Annotated in this window: 15 protein-coding genes; 9 read left to right on the forward strand and 6 right to left on the reverse strand. The window is 60.0% G+C overall.

Annotated elements, in window-relative coordinates; translation table 11 throughout:
- Positions 1–251 precede the first annotated feature (251 nt).
- The 3 genes from LFT46_RS19140 to LFT46_RS19150 are packed head-to-tail and all read left to right on the forward strand — an operon-like array spanning position 252 to position 3197.
- Positions 252–1358, forward strand: coding sequence for a tyrosine-type recombinase/integrase (locus LFT46_RS19140; protein ID WP_175319800.1), 1107 nt, complete (start codon positions 252–254; stop codon positions 1356–1358).
- A complete protein-coding gene (locus tag LFT46_RS19145) occupies positions 1352–1690 on the forward strand; it encodes a helix-turn-helix domain-containing protein (protein ID WP_217509636.1) in 339 nt (112 codons plus the stop codon). Before LFT46_RS19140 ends, LFT46_RS19145 begins: the two co-directional genes overlap by 7 nt.
- Positions 1680–3197 (forward strand): recombinase XerD, encoded by a 1518-nt coding sequence (locus LFT46_RS19150; RefSeq protein ID WP_236819513.1) that lies wholly within the window; start codon positions 1680–1682, stop codon positions 3195–3197. The genes LFT46_RS19145 and LFT46_RS19150 overlap by 11 nt, the downstream gene beginning before the upstream one ends.
- Positions 3198–3893: 696 nt before the next feature.
- Here LFT46_RS19150 and LFT46_RS19155 read toward each other — a convergent pair.
- The gene (locus tag LFT46_RS19155; protein WP_236820712.1) at positions 3894–4337 is read right to left on the reverse strand and encodes a hypothetical protein; all 444 of its coding nucleotides are present in this window, start codon (positions 4335–4337) and stop codon (positions 3894–3896) included.
- Positions 4330–4767: a helix-turn-helix domain-containing protein gene (locus LFT46_RS21215; RefSeq protein ID WP_272910813.1), complete on the reverse strand. Its 438-nt coding sequence runs from the start codon at positions 4765–4767 to the stop codon at positions 4330–4332. Before LFT46_RS21215 ends, LFT46_RS19155 begins: the two co-directional genes overlap by 8 nt.
- Before the next feature lie 136 nt (positions 4768–4903).
- Here LFT46_RS21215 and LFT46_RS19165 point away from each other — a divergent pair, with 136 nt between their 5' ends.
- Both LFT46_RS19165 and LFT46_RS19170 read left to right on the forward strand, forming a co-directional pair.
- Complete coding sequence (locus tag LFT46_RS19165; protein WP_236820246.1) at positions 4904–5878, forward strand: IS481 family transposase; 975 nt, start codon at positions 4904–4906, stop codon at positions 5876–5878.
- Between the two features lie 1084 nt (positions 5879–6962).
- A complete protein-coding gene (locus LFT46_RS19170) occupies positions 6963–7562 on the forward strand; it encodes a recombinase family protein (RefSeq protein ID WP_236820713.1) in 600 nt (199 codons plus the stop codon).
- Between the two features lie 494 nt (positions 7563–8056).
- Here LFT46_RS19170 and LFT46_RS19175 read toward each other — a convergent pair whose 3' ends face one another.
- A complete protein-coding gene (locus LFT46_RS19175) occupies positions 8057–8533 on the reverse strand; it encodes a hypothetical protein (RefSeq protein WP_236820714.1) in 477 nt (158 codons plus the stop codon).
- 81 nt (positions 8534–8614) lie between these two features.
- Here LFT46_RS19175 and LFT46_RS19180 point away from each other — a divergent pair, with 81 nt between their 5' ends.
- The 4 genes from LFT46_RS19180 (at position 8615) to LFT46_RS19195 (ending at position 13045) form a co-directional block, all read left to right on the forward strand.
- Positions 8615–9826: a hypothetical protein gene (locus tag LFT46_RS19180; protein ID WP_236820715.1), complete on the forward strand. Its 1212-nt coding sequence runs from the start codon at positions 8615–8617 to the stop codon at positions 9824–9826.
- 274 nt (positions 9827–10100) lie between these two features.
- Positions 10101–11225, forward strand: a complete 1125-nt coding sequence (locus tag LFT46_RS19185; RefSeq protein WP_236820716.1) for a tyrosine-type recombinase/integrase — start codon at positions 10101–10103, stop codon at positions 11223–11225.
- Positions 11218–11571, forward strand: coding sequence for a helix-turn-helix domain-containing protein (locus LFT46_RS19190; protein ID WP_013603167.1), 354 nt, complete (start codon positions 11218–11220; stop codon positions 11569–11571). The genes LFT46_RS19185 and LFT46_RS19190 overlap by 8 nt, the downstream gene beginning before the upstream one ends.
- 337 nt (positions 11572–11908) lie before the next feature.
- Complete coding sequence (locus tag LFT46_RS19195; protein WP_236820717.1) at positions 11909–13045, forward strand: site-specific integrase; 1137 nt, start codon at positions 11909–11911, stop codon at positions 13043–13045.
- 36 nt (positions 13046–13081) lie between these two features.
- On the opposite strand, the gene LFT46_RS19200 is transcribed toward LFT46_RS19195, so the two are convergent.
- The 3 genes from LFT46_RS19200 to LFT46_RS19210 form a co-directional block, all read right to left on the reverse strand.
- Entirely contained in the window at positions 13082–13282 is a 201-nt protein-coding gene (locus tag LFT46_RS19200; protein ID WP_236820718.1) for a hypothetical protein, read from the reverse strand.
- Positions 13283–13770: 488 nt separating this feature from the next.
- Positions 13771–14679, reverse strand: a complete 909-nt coding sequence (locus LFT46_RS19205) for a polysaccharide deacetylase family protein (protein ID WP_236820719.1) — start codon at positions 14677–14679, stop codon at positions 13771–13773.
- Between the two features lie 670 nt (positions 14680–15349).
- A complete protein-coding gene (locus tag LFT46_RS19210; protein ID WP_236820720.1) occupies positions 15350–16141 on the reverse strand; it encodes an IclR family transcriptional regulator in 792 nt (263 codons plus the stop codon).
- Positions 16142–16192: the final 51 nt, after the last annotated feature.

The raw sequence follows: 16192 nt of genomic DNA on the forward strand, positions 1-16192 counted from the left end.
TGCATCAGATGAATCAATCGCCCCGATCCCCCGGATCCGCACCAAGTCCTTTCACTTCCCTAAGATTCCGCGGAATTTGCGGTCTGAACAGCGTTAACGCGCCGCTGGCCAGGCGCTGCCCGACGGGCGCAATATCGATCCTTGAAGCGGTTGCGACAAGCGTCTGACCTGCGGTTTTGTGCTGATGATGCATTTAATGAATCATTGATTCAAGATTTGAGCACAAACTTCGAGGGAACTGTGGGGCGAGAATGGCGGTGGACGCGTCCGGGCGTGTGCTGCAGCTGAGTGCTGTTCAGCTGCTGCATCCCGAGGAACAGACTCTTGAGGACATGCTGACCGGGTGGCGCAACCAGCAGCTTTCCAGGAACCTCCAGTTCGACACGATCGACAAGGGCATCGCGAGTGTCCGCCGGTTCGTGAACCATGTGAACGAGTTTCCGTGGAACTGGGCACCGGAACACGTCGAGGAGTATTTCGGTGACCTCCGCTCAATCCACCAGCTGAAGCACTCCACGGTCCGCGGCTACCAGTCCACGCTCCGCCGGTTCACGTCCTACGTGTCAAACCCCGACTACGGCTGGGACCAGGTCTGCGAACAGCGCTTCGGCACGCACCCGTCCCAGGTCTTCTTTGACTGGAACACCGCCTCCCACACACAGGAGTACGAAGGACGTCCCTCCAAGCGGCCCTTCACCAAGACGGAACTCCAGATGCTGTTCGATCACGCCGACGACCAGGTCGAACTCATCGCCGCCTCAGGCAAGAAAGGCTGGCAGGCCGCCTACCGGGACGCCGTCATGCTGAAAATCGCCTACTCGTACGGGCTCAGATTCAACGAGCTCCGGCACCTGCAATCCATCGACTTTGCGGCCAACCCGAAGGCGCGAAGGTTCGGCAAGGCAGGCGTCTGCAAGGTCCGGTTCGGCAAATCCCGCAAGGGCTCCCCGCACAAACCCCGCAGCGTCCTGACGGTCTTCGACTGGACCGCCGGCGTTCTCGAGGACTGGCTCGCCAACGGACGGGGCATGCTCGACACCCTGGACCTGTTCCCCAGCGAACGCGGCGGCCTGATCTGCGAATCCACCCTGCTGCGCCGGCTCCGGCGCTACCTCAACGAGCTGGGCCTGCCAATGGATGGCCTGGACCTGCATTCGCTCCGGCGCTCCTATGCAACGCACCTGTTGGAGGACGGATGGGATCCTAGATTCGTGCAACATCAGATGGGCCACGAACACGCCTCCACCACCGGGATTTACCAGTTCGTCAGCGACGACTTCCGCAACACGACCCTTCGGGCAGCGCTGGACCGCACCATGGATGAAGTCCTGGGCGTGCAGATGCGAGGTGAATGGTGAGACGCGACGTCGAATACAAGTGGCGGCTCTCGGAGCTCATGGCAGCACGGGGCCTGCACAACACCACCGACCTCATCCCCCTTCTGGCCGAGCGCGGCATCACCTTGTCCCGCCCACAGGTCTACCGTCTCGTCAACCAGAAACCCGAACGCGTCGCACTGCAGGTCATCGCCGCGATCTGCGACATCTTCTCCTGCGGACCCGAGGACCTCATCACCGTCACAGCCGCCGACGTCCGCGCCCGCAAAACCGGAACCAGCGCCCCCAACGTCGTCGACCTGAACCGCACCGTCAGACCACGGCGCGCACGCATCATCGACAATGATCACTGACAAACCCGCAGGCCTCAGCCCCCGCAGCACCAGCCGCGGCCGGCCCCGCACCACGGGGACTGCCACCTGCGCACGCTGCGGCCGGGCCGCCGGTAAAACCCGCGCCACCTGGCCCGAAGGCCGAATCTGCGGCCCATGCTTCACCACCGCCACCCGCACCCACGGGACCTGCCCGGAGTGCGGCCAGCACAGACTTCTACCCGGGCCACCGGACATCAGCGGAGGGCCACGCTGCGCGCCCTGCGCCGGCATCCTCCACGACTTCCACTGCACCCGTTGCAATACGGAGGGCGAGTTCTACCGGCGCGGCATATGCGCCCGCTGCGCCCTCCGGGAGGACCTCAACGAACTACTGCTCATGCACCCCGCCGACCCGGACACCGCCGGCAAAATCGTCCATGCGCTTTGCAAAGCGGACCGGCCCGAAAGCATCATCACGTGGAAACGCTCCCCCAAAGTCCAAGCACTCCTGGCCTCTCTGTCATGCGGGGAAACTCCCTTGACGCACGAAGGACTCGATGCCGCGGCCAAGTCAGCGAACCGCGAAGCCAATCACCTGCGCGCCCTGTTCATTCATCATGGACTCCTCCCCTACCAAGACCCGTATCTGGCCCGGTTCGAAACCTGGATTGACGACAAGCTCCGCCACTTGCCCGAGGAGGTCGCCAAACCCGTCGCACAGTTTGCCACCTGGCATCACCTCCGGCGCATCCGGTCCATCACAACACCGGAGAAGAGCGCCCAAGCCCCGGTCCACTCGGCCAAGCAAGAGATCACCGAAACCGTCAAGTTTCTGGACTGGCTCTGGGAAACCCACCAGCGGACAGCGGCGAACTGCACCCAACAAGACATCGAAACCTGGCTCGCAACCGGTTCCACGACCAGAAAAGCCATCCGCACCTTCATCGTCTTCATCAAGAACACCGGCACAAACCACAGGGTGGACATGGGCCACTACACAGCCAAAACCCGCCCCGCGATCACCCAGGACCAGCGCGTGGCCTGGCTCCGGGAACTGCTTACCGGCACCAGCGAGTCCCTGCCCTACCGAGTCGCCGGCATCCTGCTGCTTCTCTACGCCCAGCCGCTCGTTCGGGTCGCCAAACTCCGGACCGACGCTATCGAAACCAATGAAAGCACCGGCAACATGCGGATCACCTTCGGCCCGCACCCAGTGCCCATTCCCGAACCCTTCGCCGACTTGCTTCGAGAGCACCTTAAAGGCCGTCCGAATCTCAGAACAGGATCAGACGCACAAAGCCCCTGGCTCTTCCCGGGGACCCGGGCCGGACAACCACTTCACCCAAACGGCATCATGGATAGGCTCCGAAGCCTGGGCATCGACCTGCGCGGCGCACGAAACACGGCCCTCGACGAACACCTTTTAGTCTCACCACCGCCACTGGTCGCCGACGCACTCGGATACAGCCACCAAGTAGCCTTCCTCCACGCCGACGCGGCAGGCGACGCCTGGTCCCGCTACGTCAACCTAAGAACCGGGCCTTGAAGCGTCCTTGCGAACACTTCGACAGTGACATCTAACTCTCACTCATCAAGGTCTTCTCGCCTGTCTGAGCGCAGATCCTCAATCGGTCTCTTTCCAATGAGCTCCTGACGATAACCCTCAACTTCAGCAGACTTCTTTCGAGACCATCGCCAACCAAAGTAGGACCCAAGAAGCCCAGCTAACGCGAAACCCACCGCCGTCACAGCCGGGGAGCCCGTTGCAACCTGGATCCAGACGGCAATGCCAACAACCAACATCGCTGTGACTACCAAAACGAAGGCTTTCTGCTTTCGACCCGTCATCGCACTCCTCCCCGAGCAGTTGTGCAAATGCTGGCACGAACTAGACCAACAGGGAAAGCCTTGGCAGCAAAGGTAGACATTCCGTGTTCTAGCGGAGGACTTGCACGACGCAGGCTTTCGTGGCGAATACGCTCACATTTGATCCGCAGGGATGCCAGTAGTACTCAGCGTATCGCATTAGATGCCTCATCCCCCGGCCCCCGCAATCTGACTTAGTCGCCGACGGTATGTTGGTTGGCGGTTCAATAGGGACTTTCGACACGATGAGGCTCGGTGTGGTGGAGGTTCTTCTAGGTCGAACTACAGGAGCGGATGAACGGACGCCAGCCCGCTACTCGCTGAACTCCTGACTGCGGGTTTGCTTTGTGCGTAATCAGCAAACAACTGAATCCCACTACTCGGGCGGGGTGATTTGAAAGTCGCCAGGTCGTACTATTCCCAAAACCGGAATAGGAAGACCCAGCCTCGATGCCGACGTAGAAATAGATTCCCGCAAGTACGGGAATACGGACATGAACCCGACGCGTTCTGCAAACTCAGCAATTAGTGACGGCACGGGACTTACTGGCTCGCGCAGTGAATAGATAGCGCCGATATCGGCACTGTACACGGCTTCTTCGTTCTCAACCTTCATGCGGAACCGGTTCTCGATGATGTCTGTGGTATGCCGTTCCATAAAGTTGAGTTCAATCTCGCCAGACTGATCATGATCTTGGGAGCCCGAGCCGTCTTTACGATTACCTGCTGCGGCATAGACCCGCATATCCACTAATTCCACCAGATCAAGGAGTTCACGTATGTCTTCAATAGACCGACCAGGCGTCACTTCTTCAGGCACTTAGCGCAAAATCTGTTCGCCTTGCTTCAGTGGGCGCCCCCAGCGCAAAAGAAGCAAGATGATGGATAGGCTGCTGCGCGAAGGACATGCTCGGTACCTGCCGCCATACGGCTCGAGTAAAACCGGACGCTGCTGGTGCAGTTGCTGCGTCATCAGCAATCACGGCCTCGTGGGTCACCAAGACGCCCAGCGCTTTAGCATAGCGGCGAACGGTGGACAGCTTCGGGTCTGAATCCATGGATTCAAAAGCGGAGACCGTTGGTTGCGTCACCCCCATCTGAGCGGCAAGCTCGCCCTGGCTCAGACCCAACTTCTTCCGCACGCGGATGAGGTCTCTGACCAAGCGGTAGTCATTTTTGGCCAGTTCTACCCCAAGCAGTTGTGACTTGGAGTTGCGATCGACCGAAAAGAGACGCATGAGATCCGACATAGATTCAAATCTATATCTTTGCCGCGCGGTAAGCAACGTCTAGCTGTACTGAGTCAGGACGTTGGTTACATCGTGAATAGGTGAAGACCTCTTAGGTTGGTGGTTACCACACACAGCCAACGACTAAGAGGTCTTCATGTCCCACCGTAATGCCCGGCTGACTCCGAACGGTAGACGGATCATCATCGAGCGTATCCTTGCCGGCCGTCCCGTCGCCCACGTTGCCAAGGAGATGGGTATCTCCAGGACCTGCGCGCACCGTTGGATCAGCAGGTACCGGGCCCACGGCTGGGCCGGCCTCGAGGACCGCAGCTCCCGCCCAAGGTCGTGCCCGAACGCAACCTCAGCGGAAGTCGTTGCGGATGTTCTGACCCAGCGCGTCGAGCACCGCGAGGGACCTGCGGACCTGGCCTTGCGCTGCGGCACGAGCGCCCGGACGGTCTCCCGGATCCTGGCCCGCGCGGGCATGCCCAGACTGTGGGACCTGGACCCGGTGACCGGGGTACGGATTCGGGCATCCCGGGCGACCGACCGCCGCTACGAACGCGACGCTCCCGGGGACATGATCCACATCGACGTCAAGAAACTGGGCCGAATCCCGGATGGCGGGGGCTGGCGGGCAGACCCGAATCAGTCTGCCCGCAATCATTCAACAGGCCACTCAAGGGTCGGTTTTGACTACGTCCACGTGGTCGTGGATGACCACTCCCGCTTCGCCTACGCCGAGGTCCTGCCCGATGAGAAAGGCGCGACCTACGCAGGATTCCTTACCCGGGCCGCGGCAGCCATGGCAGCCCACGGCGCACCCGTCAAAAGGGTCATGACCGATAATGCCTTCGCCTACCGGCTCTCGAAAGATTTCCAGGACGCACTGACTGCGCTGGGCGCCAAACACATCCTGATCAAACCCCGCCATCCCTGGCAGAACGGCAAAGCAGAACGCTTCAACCGCACCCTCCAGGAAGGCTGGGCCTACCGTCAACCCTTCACCTCAAACCAGGCCCGCACAGACGCTCTGCAGCCTTGGCTAGACTTCTACAACAACCACCGGCCCCACGGCAGCCTCGGAGGCAACCCACCGATCAGCAGGTGCAACCAACCTACTGACTGAGTACATCTAGCTAACCCAGTCGCTACGCCCGCCTGCCAGGTACCGTAGCTTGGCATGGCTCATCTCCTGATCCTGCTGCTCCTTCACAGCTAGCCAAACTGCGGGAACCGAGGTGTCCTGGGGCTTGGTGTGCATGTGCAGTGCGACCAGCAGGTCGGGATGGCTTGTTGGCTCCGCATGGTATTGGCGGATGTGTTGTCCGAAAAAGGTCCACTTCAGTTCCCAAATGACTGGGTCGACAGAGCACGGCCCTAGCTCGTCTTCGTTACCCGCTTCGATTTCCCCACCTGCAGCCAGCTGCCTCAGGGCTTCCATGCTCTCTTGCACATCCGCCAAGTCCGCCGGAGCTAGAGATGATAACCAGGTGCCCATATCCTGCACCGAAGGATGATCCCACTGCACAAAGTCCCGCCACTCGTAGGGGGGCTGCTTCTCGACGGTACAGCGGGACTTTCGCGCCAAACTTCTCCCCCTATTTTCTAAGGCTGACATGGCTGGGCCCGGAGGTCGGGCACGAGGCCAAGAAGCCCCAAGACGTTCCTAGGTCTTCTTCTCTGACAGCTGCTCCTACGTTCGCCGATCGTTGGAACGCTGCGTTGTTCAATCTACCAAGGGCGTAGGACAATTCTTAGCACTCCGTAAGTGGGCTATCCCTCGCCGCGACGATGCAGCTCGTGACCATGGCCTCGGGTGCTAGCAACCGCCCGAACGCTGCATCCGAAAGTTCCCCGCCTCAGCAGTACGATCGCGGCCGTTTTCCGGCAATCACTGCGCCATTCACAGCTGAGCAGCGGCGATGCTGGCGCGGCACAACCGCCCCAGAGAGGAAGATGCGAGCTCGGCCTGGGCCGATACGGGGCGTTATGTCACGTAGATCTCTGCCTATTGCATCAGATGCATCATTTCGAGTGGGTTGTTCCTCTTGGAGGAACTGCAACGCGCAGCGTGAGAGCTGCTGCCCAACTGCGGAAACTCACAAAACGCACAAGGACTCACCGCAGCCCACAAGAACAGAAACGGTCCTTGACGAATCCTCCTGGATGCCCGGACACTCAATTCCACGCATCAAAGGTTGGAGGCGGTCATGGTTGGTCAGCGGATCGGTTACGTGCGCGTCAGCACACTCGACCAGAACGAGAAACGCCAACTTGAGGGCCAGGTTCTTGATCGGGTCTTCACGGACAGAGCTTCCGGCAGGGACACTGCACGGCCGCAGCTGACAGAACTGCTCAGGTTCGCCCGCGACGGCGACACAGTCGTTGTGCACAGCATGGACCGACTGGCCCGCAACCTCGACGACCTGCGCGCACTCGTCCAAGGACTCACCCGACGAGGAGTACGAGTCGAATTCATCAAAGAGCAGCTCGTCTTCACCGGAGAGGACTCCCCCATGGCCAATCTCATGCTCTCTGTCATGGGCGCCTTCGCCGAATTCGAACGCTCCCTCATAAGGGAACGCCAACGGGAAGGCATTGCCCTTGCCCAGCAACGCGGCGTATACAAGGGGCGCAAAAAGTCACTGACGCCGGAACGGGCTGCCGAACTGGTTCAACGCGCCGGCAGCGGAATCAAGAAAGCCGTCCTCGCCCGCGACTACGGAATCAGCCGAGAAACGGTTTACCAATACATTCGCCTCGCCAACGGAGCGAACGCAAAATCCACTCCTCCTAGCCAACTCCTCTAGTTGAGCTACCTCCAACCAAAACGTCGGTTATTGGCGTTTCACCGCCCGCTAGTTAGATGAGGGAACGCGCAGCTGGTCGTGGCACCCGGGCGGCCAACGGAGTTTGGGCGTGTCAGGCCTAGTGACTTCCGTAATTGATGGTAAGTATTGCCACCACCGGATGTTCATCGCCATTGGGGTGGGTCTTATAGGCATTGTGAAATTGATAGTCGATGCGCCCCGCGCCCGATATTTCAAAGTGATAGGTCCGAGACCATCCAACTCCCTTTGGCCTGCCCGCTTCACCCCGAAGGATGGTTGTAGAACCTACGGCGCACTTCTCCCCTGGGGTGAGGGCCACGTGATTCCAGAACTGTTCGGCCGTTGGCAAGCCAACCCTCTGAACGATTTCACTCCAGTGATTCGCGAATTTTCTATGGACCAGCACACGATATGCGGGCTTAAAGTTGGGACCCCCGCCCGGGCGTCGCGCGGGGGTCAGTGGTTTGTAGGCGCTAGTCGACATGCTTGGAGGAAACAGCTTTCGCTTCAACGAAATCGGTAGAATCGTGTGTACCCAACAGAACAGATCTGCGTAGCGGGTCTTCAAGCTGACGAGCGGTTGTTCTCCATGCGTTGACACACTCCTCCAGCGCTTCCGGCGAGCCGTCGGATATTGCGGCGATTAGGACTTCATGGAGTTCATCACGGAACTCAACGAGGTCTGGTCGAGCAAATACACGAAGCCATGCCAGGTCACCAAGAGCTGATGGCGTCAGCTTAATCTCGTCTTCGAGTAGTTTGGTGAGTTGCAGTTGCTGTTTGGACCAATACGAGATGGTTTTGAGTGCCTGGACGTCACTCTCGGGCAGAAACAGAAGGCTGCTTCCGTCGCGGTCCCGCAACCTTGCTCCCCCATTGCGGGCATCTCGTAGAAAATCGACACGCTTCCCGCTTGCTAAATCACTAGCTTGATAGATTACGTCGTTCATCACTTCTCATTTCCACGGAAGATCGTAGACAAGATTTTGCACTAGATCTTGCCTCGAGTCTACATCTCGTAAAGTATCAGAGTGGACATCATTCTGGATCCAGAGCTCACTGCACCGGACGTTCCGGTCCGGGAGTTGGTAGTGGAACTCGGGGAGCACTTCTCTATGCTTGCGCACACACCGAGTGATCAAGCGGACCGTCAAGCAGCCATCCTCCGGGTTTGTAGCGCGCTGTCTCGAAGGGGTCTCGACGCTGACTCTCTCGTCCGCTTTGGCATGCAATCAGTCGTCGTCTCCCCACTTGTTTCTTGGCTGATGCTGGAGCCGCTGCTTGGGGAACCACCTGAAGATCGACCGGTGCTGGATTTCCCTGCCTGGAGGCATCTCTTGGGGCATTGTGCCGTCACAGTGGACGAGCAGAACGGTCAACTGCAGCTTCCCCCTGAGGGGTTGTCAACTCTTTCTCAGGCAATTGCAGCCCTTAAGCGGTGGGTGGAAGAAGCGCCTCTTTCCGACATCATCAACGCCGTGCCCCCGAGCGAAGAATCCTTCCACGAAATTGAATCGCGCCCGCGAAGCGCGTCTGAACTCGGAGAAAAGTACAGCTGGGTCTACGAACGCCTTGCTGTCACGGACATCGAGCAATGGGCGGAGACGTCTCTCCACAATGAACTTCGGTGGGTACTGCATCTGATTCCGCCACCAGTCCCGTCGGCGATCATGGAAATAGTGTCCTTCGAAGAGCAGGAGCTCAACCGGCTTATCGCTAGGCGGGTCGTCTCCCTGGACGTGAGAAATGAACTCTGGGATCCACTCCTTCAACCACTACAAGATCAAGCTTCCACTTTCCTCCAACAGCGCAGGTTTCGAGAGGCTGGCGCGCTCTTTGAATTTTATGAACGACAGAATCCTGACCATCCGGGCGCGAAGAACAACCGGGGGTTCTGCCTGATACCGGAGAGCCCAGAAGAAGCTTTGCATCATTTGAAGGCATCTGAACGCGCAGGGTACGCACCCCGATCCATCGCTGTATACAACAGCTGCTGCTGTCACTGGTCGATGAACCAGGGGAACAAGATCTTGGATATCGCGGAATATTACTGGCAGAGAGAGCTGGAGCCGCAACCAGCACCGGGCACCCTGTGGCGACTGGAAGCGGATACCTGGCAGTTGTACAGGGAGCCTGATGCACGCCTCGCCGTTGCACGTCTCGCCCGCGAAGCGGCGGCAAAATTGGGGCAGACGTCACGAGTACAGGCCTGGGAATCGAGACTTCAGAGCTTCGCCAGCTAGCTTCTCCCTTTACCTGCTGATAGGAGTGTTGGCCGATACGGGTGCCGCACCTGCGTGTGCAGCTTTACAGAACCTATATTATCGGCAATCAAAGTACGGGAGTAGAAGTAGCTGCGAGAACTCCCTTCCCTTGACGAATCCAGCGTTTCCGCAGGTCAACAGGGCTTTGCTGGTAACGCGCGCTCCTCACGCCGACGGCTGAATTTGCCCTTGGATCGCTTATGGCTGTAGGTTTCCTGCATCTAATGCATGTTTCCATGGTTTAGGGGTCGTTGTGAGTGGTGCCGGTCCAGGTTTCGTCCCGCGGATGCTGGTGGATCCGGACATTGGGCTGTTCAGGGCTGATGAACGGGTTTTCACTGCCATGCTCGATGGCTGGCGGGCGCAGATGCTGGCACGCGGCCTCACGACTCAGACCATCAAGCAGCGCTGCCAGCTGCTGGAGCGTTTTCAGCGCTTTACGGGTAAATTTCCGTGGCAATGGCGCCCCGCCGACATTGATGACTTCCTGGCCGATCTGCGCTCGGGCGAGAAACCGATCAGTCTGAAGACGTTGCGCTCGTACAGCAACGCCGTGGCGATGTTCTGCTCTTACCTGACGCATCCTGGCTATGGGTGGGGCGAGTTCTGCGAACGGACATTCGGCGATATTCCGAGCCAGATCTGCTTCGAGTGGAACACGCCACGGCACACCACCGATGATGCCGTCCCGGCTAAGAAGCGGTCCTTCACCAAGGCGGAACTGCAGCGCCTTTTCGACTACATCGATGACCTTGTCGACAGGGAATACGCCGCTGGCAGCAAGCGTTGGTTGCCCCTGTTCCGCGACTCGGTGGCGTTCAAAGTCTGTTACGCCTATGGGCTTCGCCGACGCGAAATGACCATGCTGGACCTGGAAGACTTCGGCCCGAACCCGCACGTCAGCGACTACGGCCGGTTCGGAGCAGTCCAGGTTCGGTTCGCCAAAGGTACGGCAGGCTCGGGACCCAGACGTCGCACCGTGTTGACCGTGCCGGAGTTCGACTGGGTCGTGGACCAGCTCAAGACCTGGACAGCCGGCGGCATGAGGCAGCAGTTCCCGACAGCTGAACGGTCTTCGGCTCTTTGGCCGAGCGAACGTGGCGCCCGGATGTCCCTGGGCTCTTTCGGGGATGCGTTCGCCGCTGCCCGGGATGCCGTCGGCCTGCCCCAGGAGCTGGGTCTGCATTGCCTCAGGCATTCCTACGTGACCCACCTGATCGAAGCCGGCTACGACGCGGCCTTCGTGCAGACTCAGGTTGGCCACTCCTACGCCTCGACCACCGGGCTCTACACCTCGGTATCGTCGGACTTCAAGCAGAAAACCGTGCAGCAGATGATTGCACGCCGCATCGCGAACTTGGAGGACCCAGATGCCTGAACAGCGCCGGATCGGCTACCGCTGGAACTTGCGAGCCCTGATGGCAAAGCAGAACCTGTGGAAGACCACCGAACTGATGCCGCTCCTGAAGTCCCGTGGCATCAACCTCTCCGAAAGTCAGGTCTACAGGCTGGTCACCTCCACGCCGGAGCGCATTCCGGCAAGGACATTCGCCGCGCTCTGCGACATCCTGGACTGCACACCCAACGACCTGTTCGAACCATTCGTGGAGATGCGCGCCGCGGCGACAGCGAATGCCCCGAAGCGCAGTGAAGACCTCGGCATCGAACCAGGCAACCCCATCGCACGACGTGTCCGCCTCGTCGCTTCTGAGGACGGTGAGTAGGCCACGCAAAGCAGAGGACCCGATCCGCTGGCCGGTTCCCTGCAGTCGCTGCGGTCAGCACCATCAAACCGTCGCGCGCTGGCCAGACGGCGGCGTTTGCGGCTACTGCTATCAGCAGGCAAAGCGCACCCGTGGAGTCTGCGCCTGCGGCCATGAAGGTGTTCTTCCGGGAATTATCGATGAGGAGCCGGCATGCCGCAGCTGCTCGGGCGTTCGGCTCAACGTCGACTGTGTGGGCTGCGGCGCCGAAGACGAACTTTACAGTGGTGGACGCTGCTGGACCTGCGTCCTCGGCGACATCGTAGACGACCTGCTTACAGACCCAGCTACGGGAGTCATGGCCACGGAACTGATCCCGCTGGCGGCGGCACTGAAGTCAATGAAACGGGCCAACAGCGGCATGACCTGGATCCGGCAAAAGCACGTCACGGCCTTCCTTCGTAACCTCGCTACCGCACCCAAAATCAGTCACGACACCTTCGATGAACTGCCCGACTCCCGCACCCGCGAGTACGTCCGAGGGCTCCTCATCGAACACGGGGTGCTCCCCCAGCGAAATGCGTTCCTGATTCGCTACGAAAGCTGGGCCACCCAAGCCATGGAACGCGTCAGCGACCCACAGAACCTTGACGTGATCCGCCGCTACATCCGATGGCATCACCAGCGACGCATGAACCTCATGGACGAAGTCCCCCGCGGCACCTTCCTGCGCGCCAAACAGGAAGTCACCGTCGCCATCGACCTCCTGAACTGGCTCACCGGTCATGACATCAAACTGCCGGAACTGCAGCAGTCCCACCTTGATGTATGGCAATCCGAGGGGCCCACGACGAGACGCATCGCTGAGCGCTTCCTCAAATGGGCCATCAAAACCAAGGCCGCCCCAGCGGGGCTCACCATCGTCCCGCACCGCCGCGGCACCAGCCCAAGACTCCCCAAGATCGGGCAAGACAAAGCGCTCCAACAAATCATCCACACCAACGCACTGGAGACCCGTGACCGGGCCGCCGCGATCCTCATCCTCGTCTTCGGACAACAAGCCGAAAACATCGCCCGGCTGACCTGGGACGACGTCACAGTCACTGAAGACTTAGTCACCATCCAACTCGGAACCACCAAAATTGCGCTGCCGGACCCGTTAGCCCAGCCATGGCGGGAGCTCGCCGCAAACCCAGGCCACGAACTGACCGCAGCACACCCCAACACCAAGTGGGTATTCCGCGGAACATCACCCGGACGCCACATCCACCCAGGGCACCTCACAACCCGACTCAGCAAGCTCTTCAACACCCTAGCCGCGCGACTCGGAACACTCCACGAACTCACCAAACTCGCACCCGTGGCCATCATCGCCGAAACCCTCGGCTACTCCCCGACTACCATCGAACGCCACGCCACCGACTCGGCATCCGCCTATGCCCGGTACATCGCAGCAGTAAACGAGTCCGTCCTGCACGAAAGCCCGAGAAACTAGAACGGCTCCGTCTCGCTTGCGTCCGTGAGGACATACCTAAAGCTGCCGGCCCCGACGATCCCAGTCCTGGCGACGGGCTTCTTCCTCGTCCCAGAAATGACCGTCGTAGTGGCGCACATAGAGCAGATAGGCGGTGAAGACCGCGCAGATAATCAGCATTGCCAGCATGAGGTAAAGAAAGGGACCCCAAGCTTGATTCCACCGGAATGCAATTTGCACGATTGCGTTTACGGCCATGAAGGACACCATGACCAGCTGCCAGCGAAATCCGCCCCGCGTCATACGCGGCTCAAGGCGATTCCGACCCTCAGGCATATTCGGAGCCTACAGCCGGAGGAGCTTTCTGTCATGAGCTAACACCGGCCCCGCCACCGAGCAGTATGAGTGCCGTTCACCGTCGGCAAATCACGGAGGCGGCTACTCCCGTCCCATGAATACCCGTGCATGCCAGTTCGCGGTCTGCCAGAACAGGCCAAGGGGGCTTCCCTTACTTGCTCATGAGATTCTGTCAGTCGTAGGCCGCCCCAGACGGAGCGTCCGGGGCGGCACCTCTAGCGACCTCGAGATTTCGACTGAAACGATGGCGGCGATGCCATCCCTTGTCTCCGACCCGTTGTCCATAACGCCCTTATTAATTGATGGTGTCCTCGTGGGCCGCGTCGCGGCGAGACGGAACGGGGCGCACCTTGGCAGGGGCGCAGTCGCAGTAGCCTAACCAATGCTTGTTAGACCACAGAACCGGGGCCCTGTGCTGTTGCTTCGGCGGGAAGCAGTCGGGGGTTCGCCGCCCTGTAGTGTGCGGCAATGTCGTCACTCGTCGTGATCCACGCATCTGGCTGAGCTGTTATGAACTCCAGTGCCATTTCGAGATACTTGTGGCGGAACGGCTGATTAATGATGAAGGGGTGCAGGCAGAGAGCCATGACCCGGCCGCTGTCAGCGGCATCCTTGCTTAGCTGTTCGTATTGATCCTTTACGACCTGCAAAAAGTCCTTCCCATGGAGGTTCCTGCCGGAAAAGAGGGTCACGTCATTGACTTCAATCGAATAAGGAACGCTCATCATGCCATCCACGTTGAGGTCGAAGGGCTGGTCGTCTGAGCACCAGTCGAGCACATAGTTCAAACCCAGCTTAGCGAGGACTTCGGGGGTGTTGCTGGTCTCCGTCAGGGCGGGGCCTAGCCACCCCTGCGGCTTGCAGCCTGTATGCGCCTCGATGGTTGAAATTACGTTCTTGAGGTAAGCGGTCTCTTCTTCTCGTGACATCCCAGATTGGAAGGTGGAGTTGTCCTGCCCGTGCGCCACCCACGCCCAGCCCCGCTCAATTCCGGCTTTGATGACCTGGGGGTATCGGCTGCACACATCGGAGTTGATAATTGCGCTGGCGCGAATTCCGTGCTTGTCGAGCGCTGCAATCATGCGCCAGATTCCAACACGGAGGCCATAGTCGCGCCAGCCGTAATTGAGCGGATCGGGCTGCAGGCCGGCCGTCCCGCCGAAGATGCTGGTGGACGGCTTGTCAATCTGGTAGTGCTCGATGTTTAGACCCACGTAGAAAGCGACGCGCTTACCATCGGGCCATTGAAGAGCAGGTCGATCAACAATTGCGCTGTAGTCGTAAAGCTGATTATCCATCCAATGTCCTTCCAATTCTTGAGGACAGAAGCCACTTCTGTAGAGTGGGTTCATCTTGCCCGCTGCGTGACCCTTTGTCTATAGCCTCCGCCTTTTTTCTTGGCCCTCGGAACGGCGTTCTTCGGCGGATAAACAAGTCACGGACGACCCCACACTGCTGGTGGGCTGGAGACCCTGCGGGTGATCGAACATCCGGGATACGGGCCCGGTACAGTCGGAATGCGCGTGTAGGAGGGGTAGTCCGTGCTACGGAGGTGGGCAATAGCGCAACCTACACCGACCTCCCAATTCCGTACTCGAACGGCTCTTGACGAGCATCACGGGCGCTCGGAACGGGCGGGGGGAGGAACAGGATCTGATCCTGAAGTCTCAGGGCTTGCCACGTGTTCAAGATCGGCGAGTTGTGAGCAGTGACTCAGAGACCGTTATGGGCTCCGCCGCGGACCTCGCCCGCCTGAGCCCGGGGGCGCTCCACCCGGCATCACATCCCGACGGGAACGGCACCCGGTTCGCACTGGCCTTTAACCCTGACTGGCGTGTCGTACACCTGGCAGCACACCGCCTCAGCCCGCGGAGCAGTCAAGATCAGCGGTCCGGAAGGACATTCATTATCTGGGGACCTTTCGCTTCGTTCTCCCTGTGTCCTCGCGGGCACTAGGTTGGTGCGAGGCTAGACGAGCAGGCCCTCGATCTCTGCGGCGGCTTCTTGGAGCTTGGTGCCGAGTTCGACCCGGAGTTGGTCGGTCATTCTGTGGGCCGGAACCGACACGTTGATCCCGAAGCAGCCGCCGCTTGGGCTGACGACAGCGGCAGCTGCCGAGGTCACGCCGTCTTCGCTTTCTTCCTGGCTCGTGGCGTAACCGGTCTTGCGGATAATCTCCAAGGCGCGCTCCAGCTCGGTCAGGGTCGTGATGGAGCCTTTGGTCAGGCCTGGCAGTTCCTCCTGGGGGTAAAGCTTCCGCAGCTGCTCATTGCTGAGGCGGCTCAGCATGGCCTTGCCGGTGGCAGTGCAGTTCGCCGGCAGTGTCAGGCCTTGCCGGGAGGCAACGCGTACCGCCCTGGCGCTTTCGATGGCGTCGATGAAGTGGGTGCTCGTCCCCTCCAGCTTGCCGAAGTGGACCGTCTCCCCCGTCGATTCGAAAAGCCGTTCCAGTACGGGATGGACCAGGGTCCTGATGTCCACCTGCCGCCGGATTGCGACCGCAATGGAGCTCAGGGCCTGGCCCGGCTCGTAGGCCTTGGTCGACGGGTTCTGCCGGACGAAACCGCGATACTGGAGCATTCCCAGCAGACGGTGGGCGGTCGAAGACGCCACGCCCAGGAAATGGCTCGCATCGGTGAGTCTGATACTCGGCTGGGTTTCAAACAACAGCAGCAGGCGCAGTGCATTGTCGACGGACTCGATGCGATACTGCGGAGGAGGTCCGTATTTGGATGGGCCCTCCACGTCTGTTGGTTGCATGGGCCTAATCCTACCCAGCCGAAAACCTGCCTCCGGAGGGGCTTGGCTGTC

Origin of the sequence: Arthrobacter sp. FW306-07-I (assembly GCF_021800405.1) — a bacterium.
Classification (GTDB): Bacteria; Actinomycetota; Actinomycetes; order Actinomycetales; family Micrococcaceae; genus Arthrobacter.

Coding starts and splice junctions, on each gene's coding strand:
- LFT46_RS19175 (WP_236820714.1), bottom strand. CDS start 8,533: ATGAACGACGTAATCTATCAAGCTAGTGATTTAGCAAGCGGGAAGCGT.
- LFT46_RS19145 (WP_217509636.1), top strand. CDS start 1,352: ATGGTGAGACGCGACGTCGAATACAAGTGGCGGCTCTCGGAGCTCATG.
- LFT46_RS19200 (WP_236820718.1), bottom strand. CDS start 13,282: ATGGCCGTAAACGCAATCGTGCAAATTGCATTCCGGTGGAATCAAGCT.
- LFT46_RS19205 (WP_236820719.1), bottom strand. CDS start 14,679: ATGGATAATCAGCTTTACGACTACAGCGCAATTGTTGATCGACCTGCT.
- LFT46_RS19210 (WP_236820720.1), bottom strand. CDS start 16,141: ATGCAACCAACAGACGTGGAGGGCCCATCCAAATACGGACCTCCTCCG.
- LFT46_RS19195 (WP_236820717.1), top strand. CDS start 11,909: ATGGCCACGGAACTGATCCCGCTGGCGGCGGCACTGAAGTCAATGAAA.
- LFT46_RS19165 (WP_236820246.1), top strand. CDS start 4,904: ATGTCCCACCGTAATGCCCGGCTGACTCCGAACGGTAGACGGATCATC.
- LFT46_RS21215 (WP_272910813.1), bottom strand. CDS start 4,767: ATGTCGGATCTCATGCGTCTCTTTTCGGTCGATCGCAACTCCAAGTCA.
- LFT46_RS19190 (WP_013603167.1), top strand. CDS start 11,218: ATGCCTGAACAGCGCCGGATCGGCTACCGCTGGAACTTGCGAGCCCTG.
- LFT46_RS19140 (WP_175319800.1), top strand. CDS start 252: ATGGCGGTGGACGCGTCCGGGCGTGTGCTGCAGCTGAGTGCTGTTCAG.
- LFT46_RS19170 (WP_236820713.1), top strand. CDS start 6,963: ATGGTTGGTCAGCGGATCGGTTACGTGCGCGTCAGCACACTCGACCAG.
- LFT46_RS19150 (WP_236819513.1), top strand. CDS start 1,680: ATGATCACTGACAAACCCGCAGGCCTCAGCCCCCGCAGCACCAGCCGC.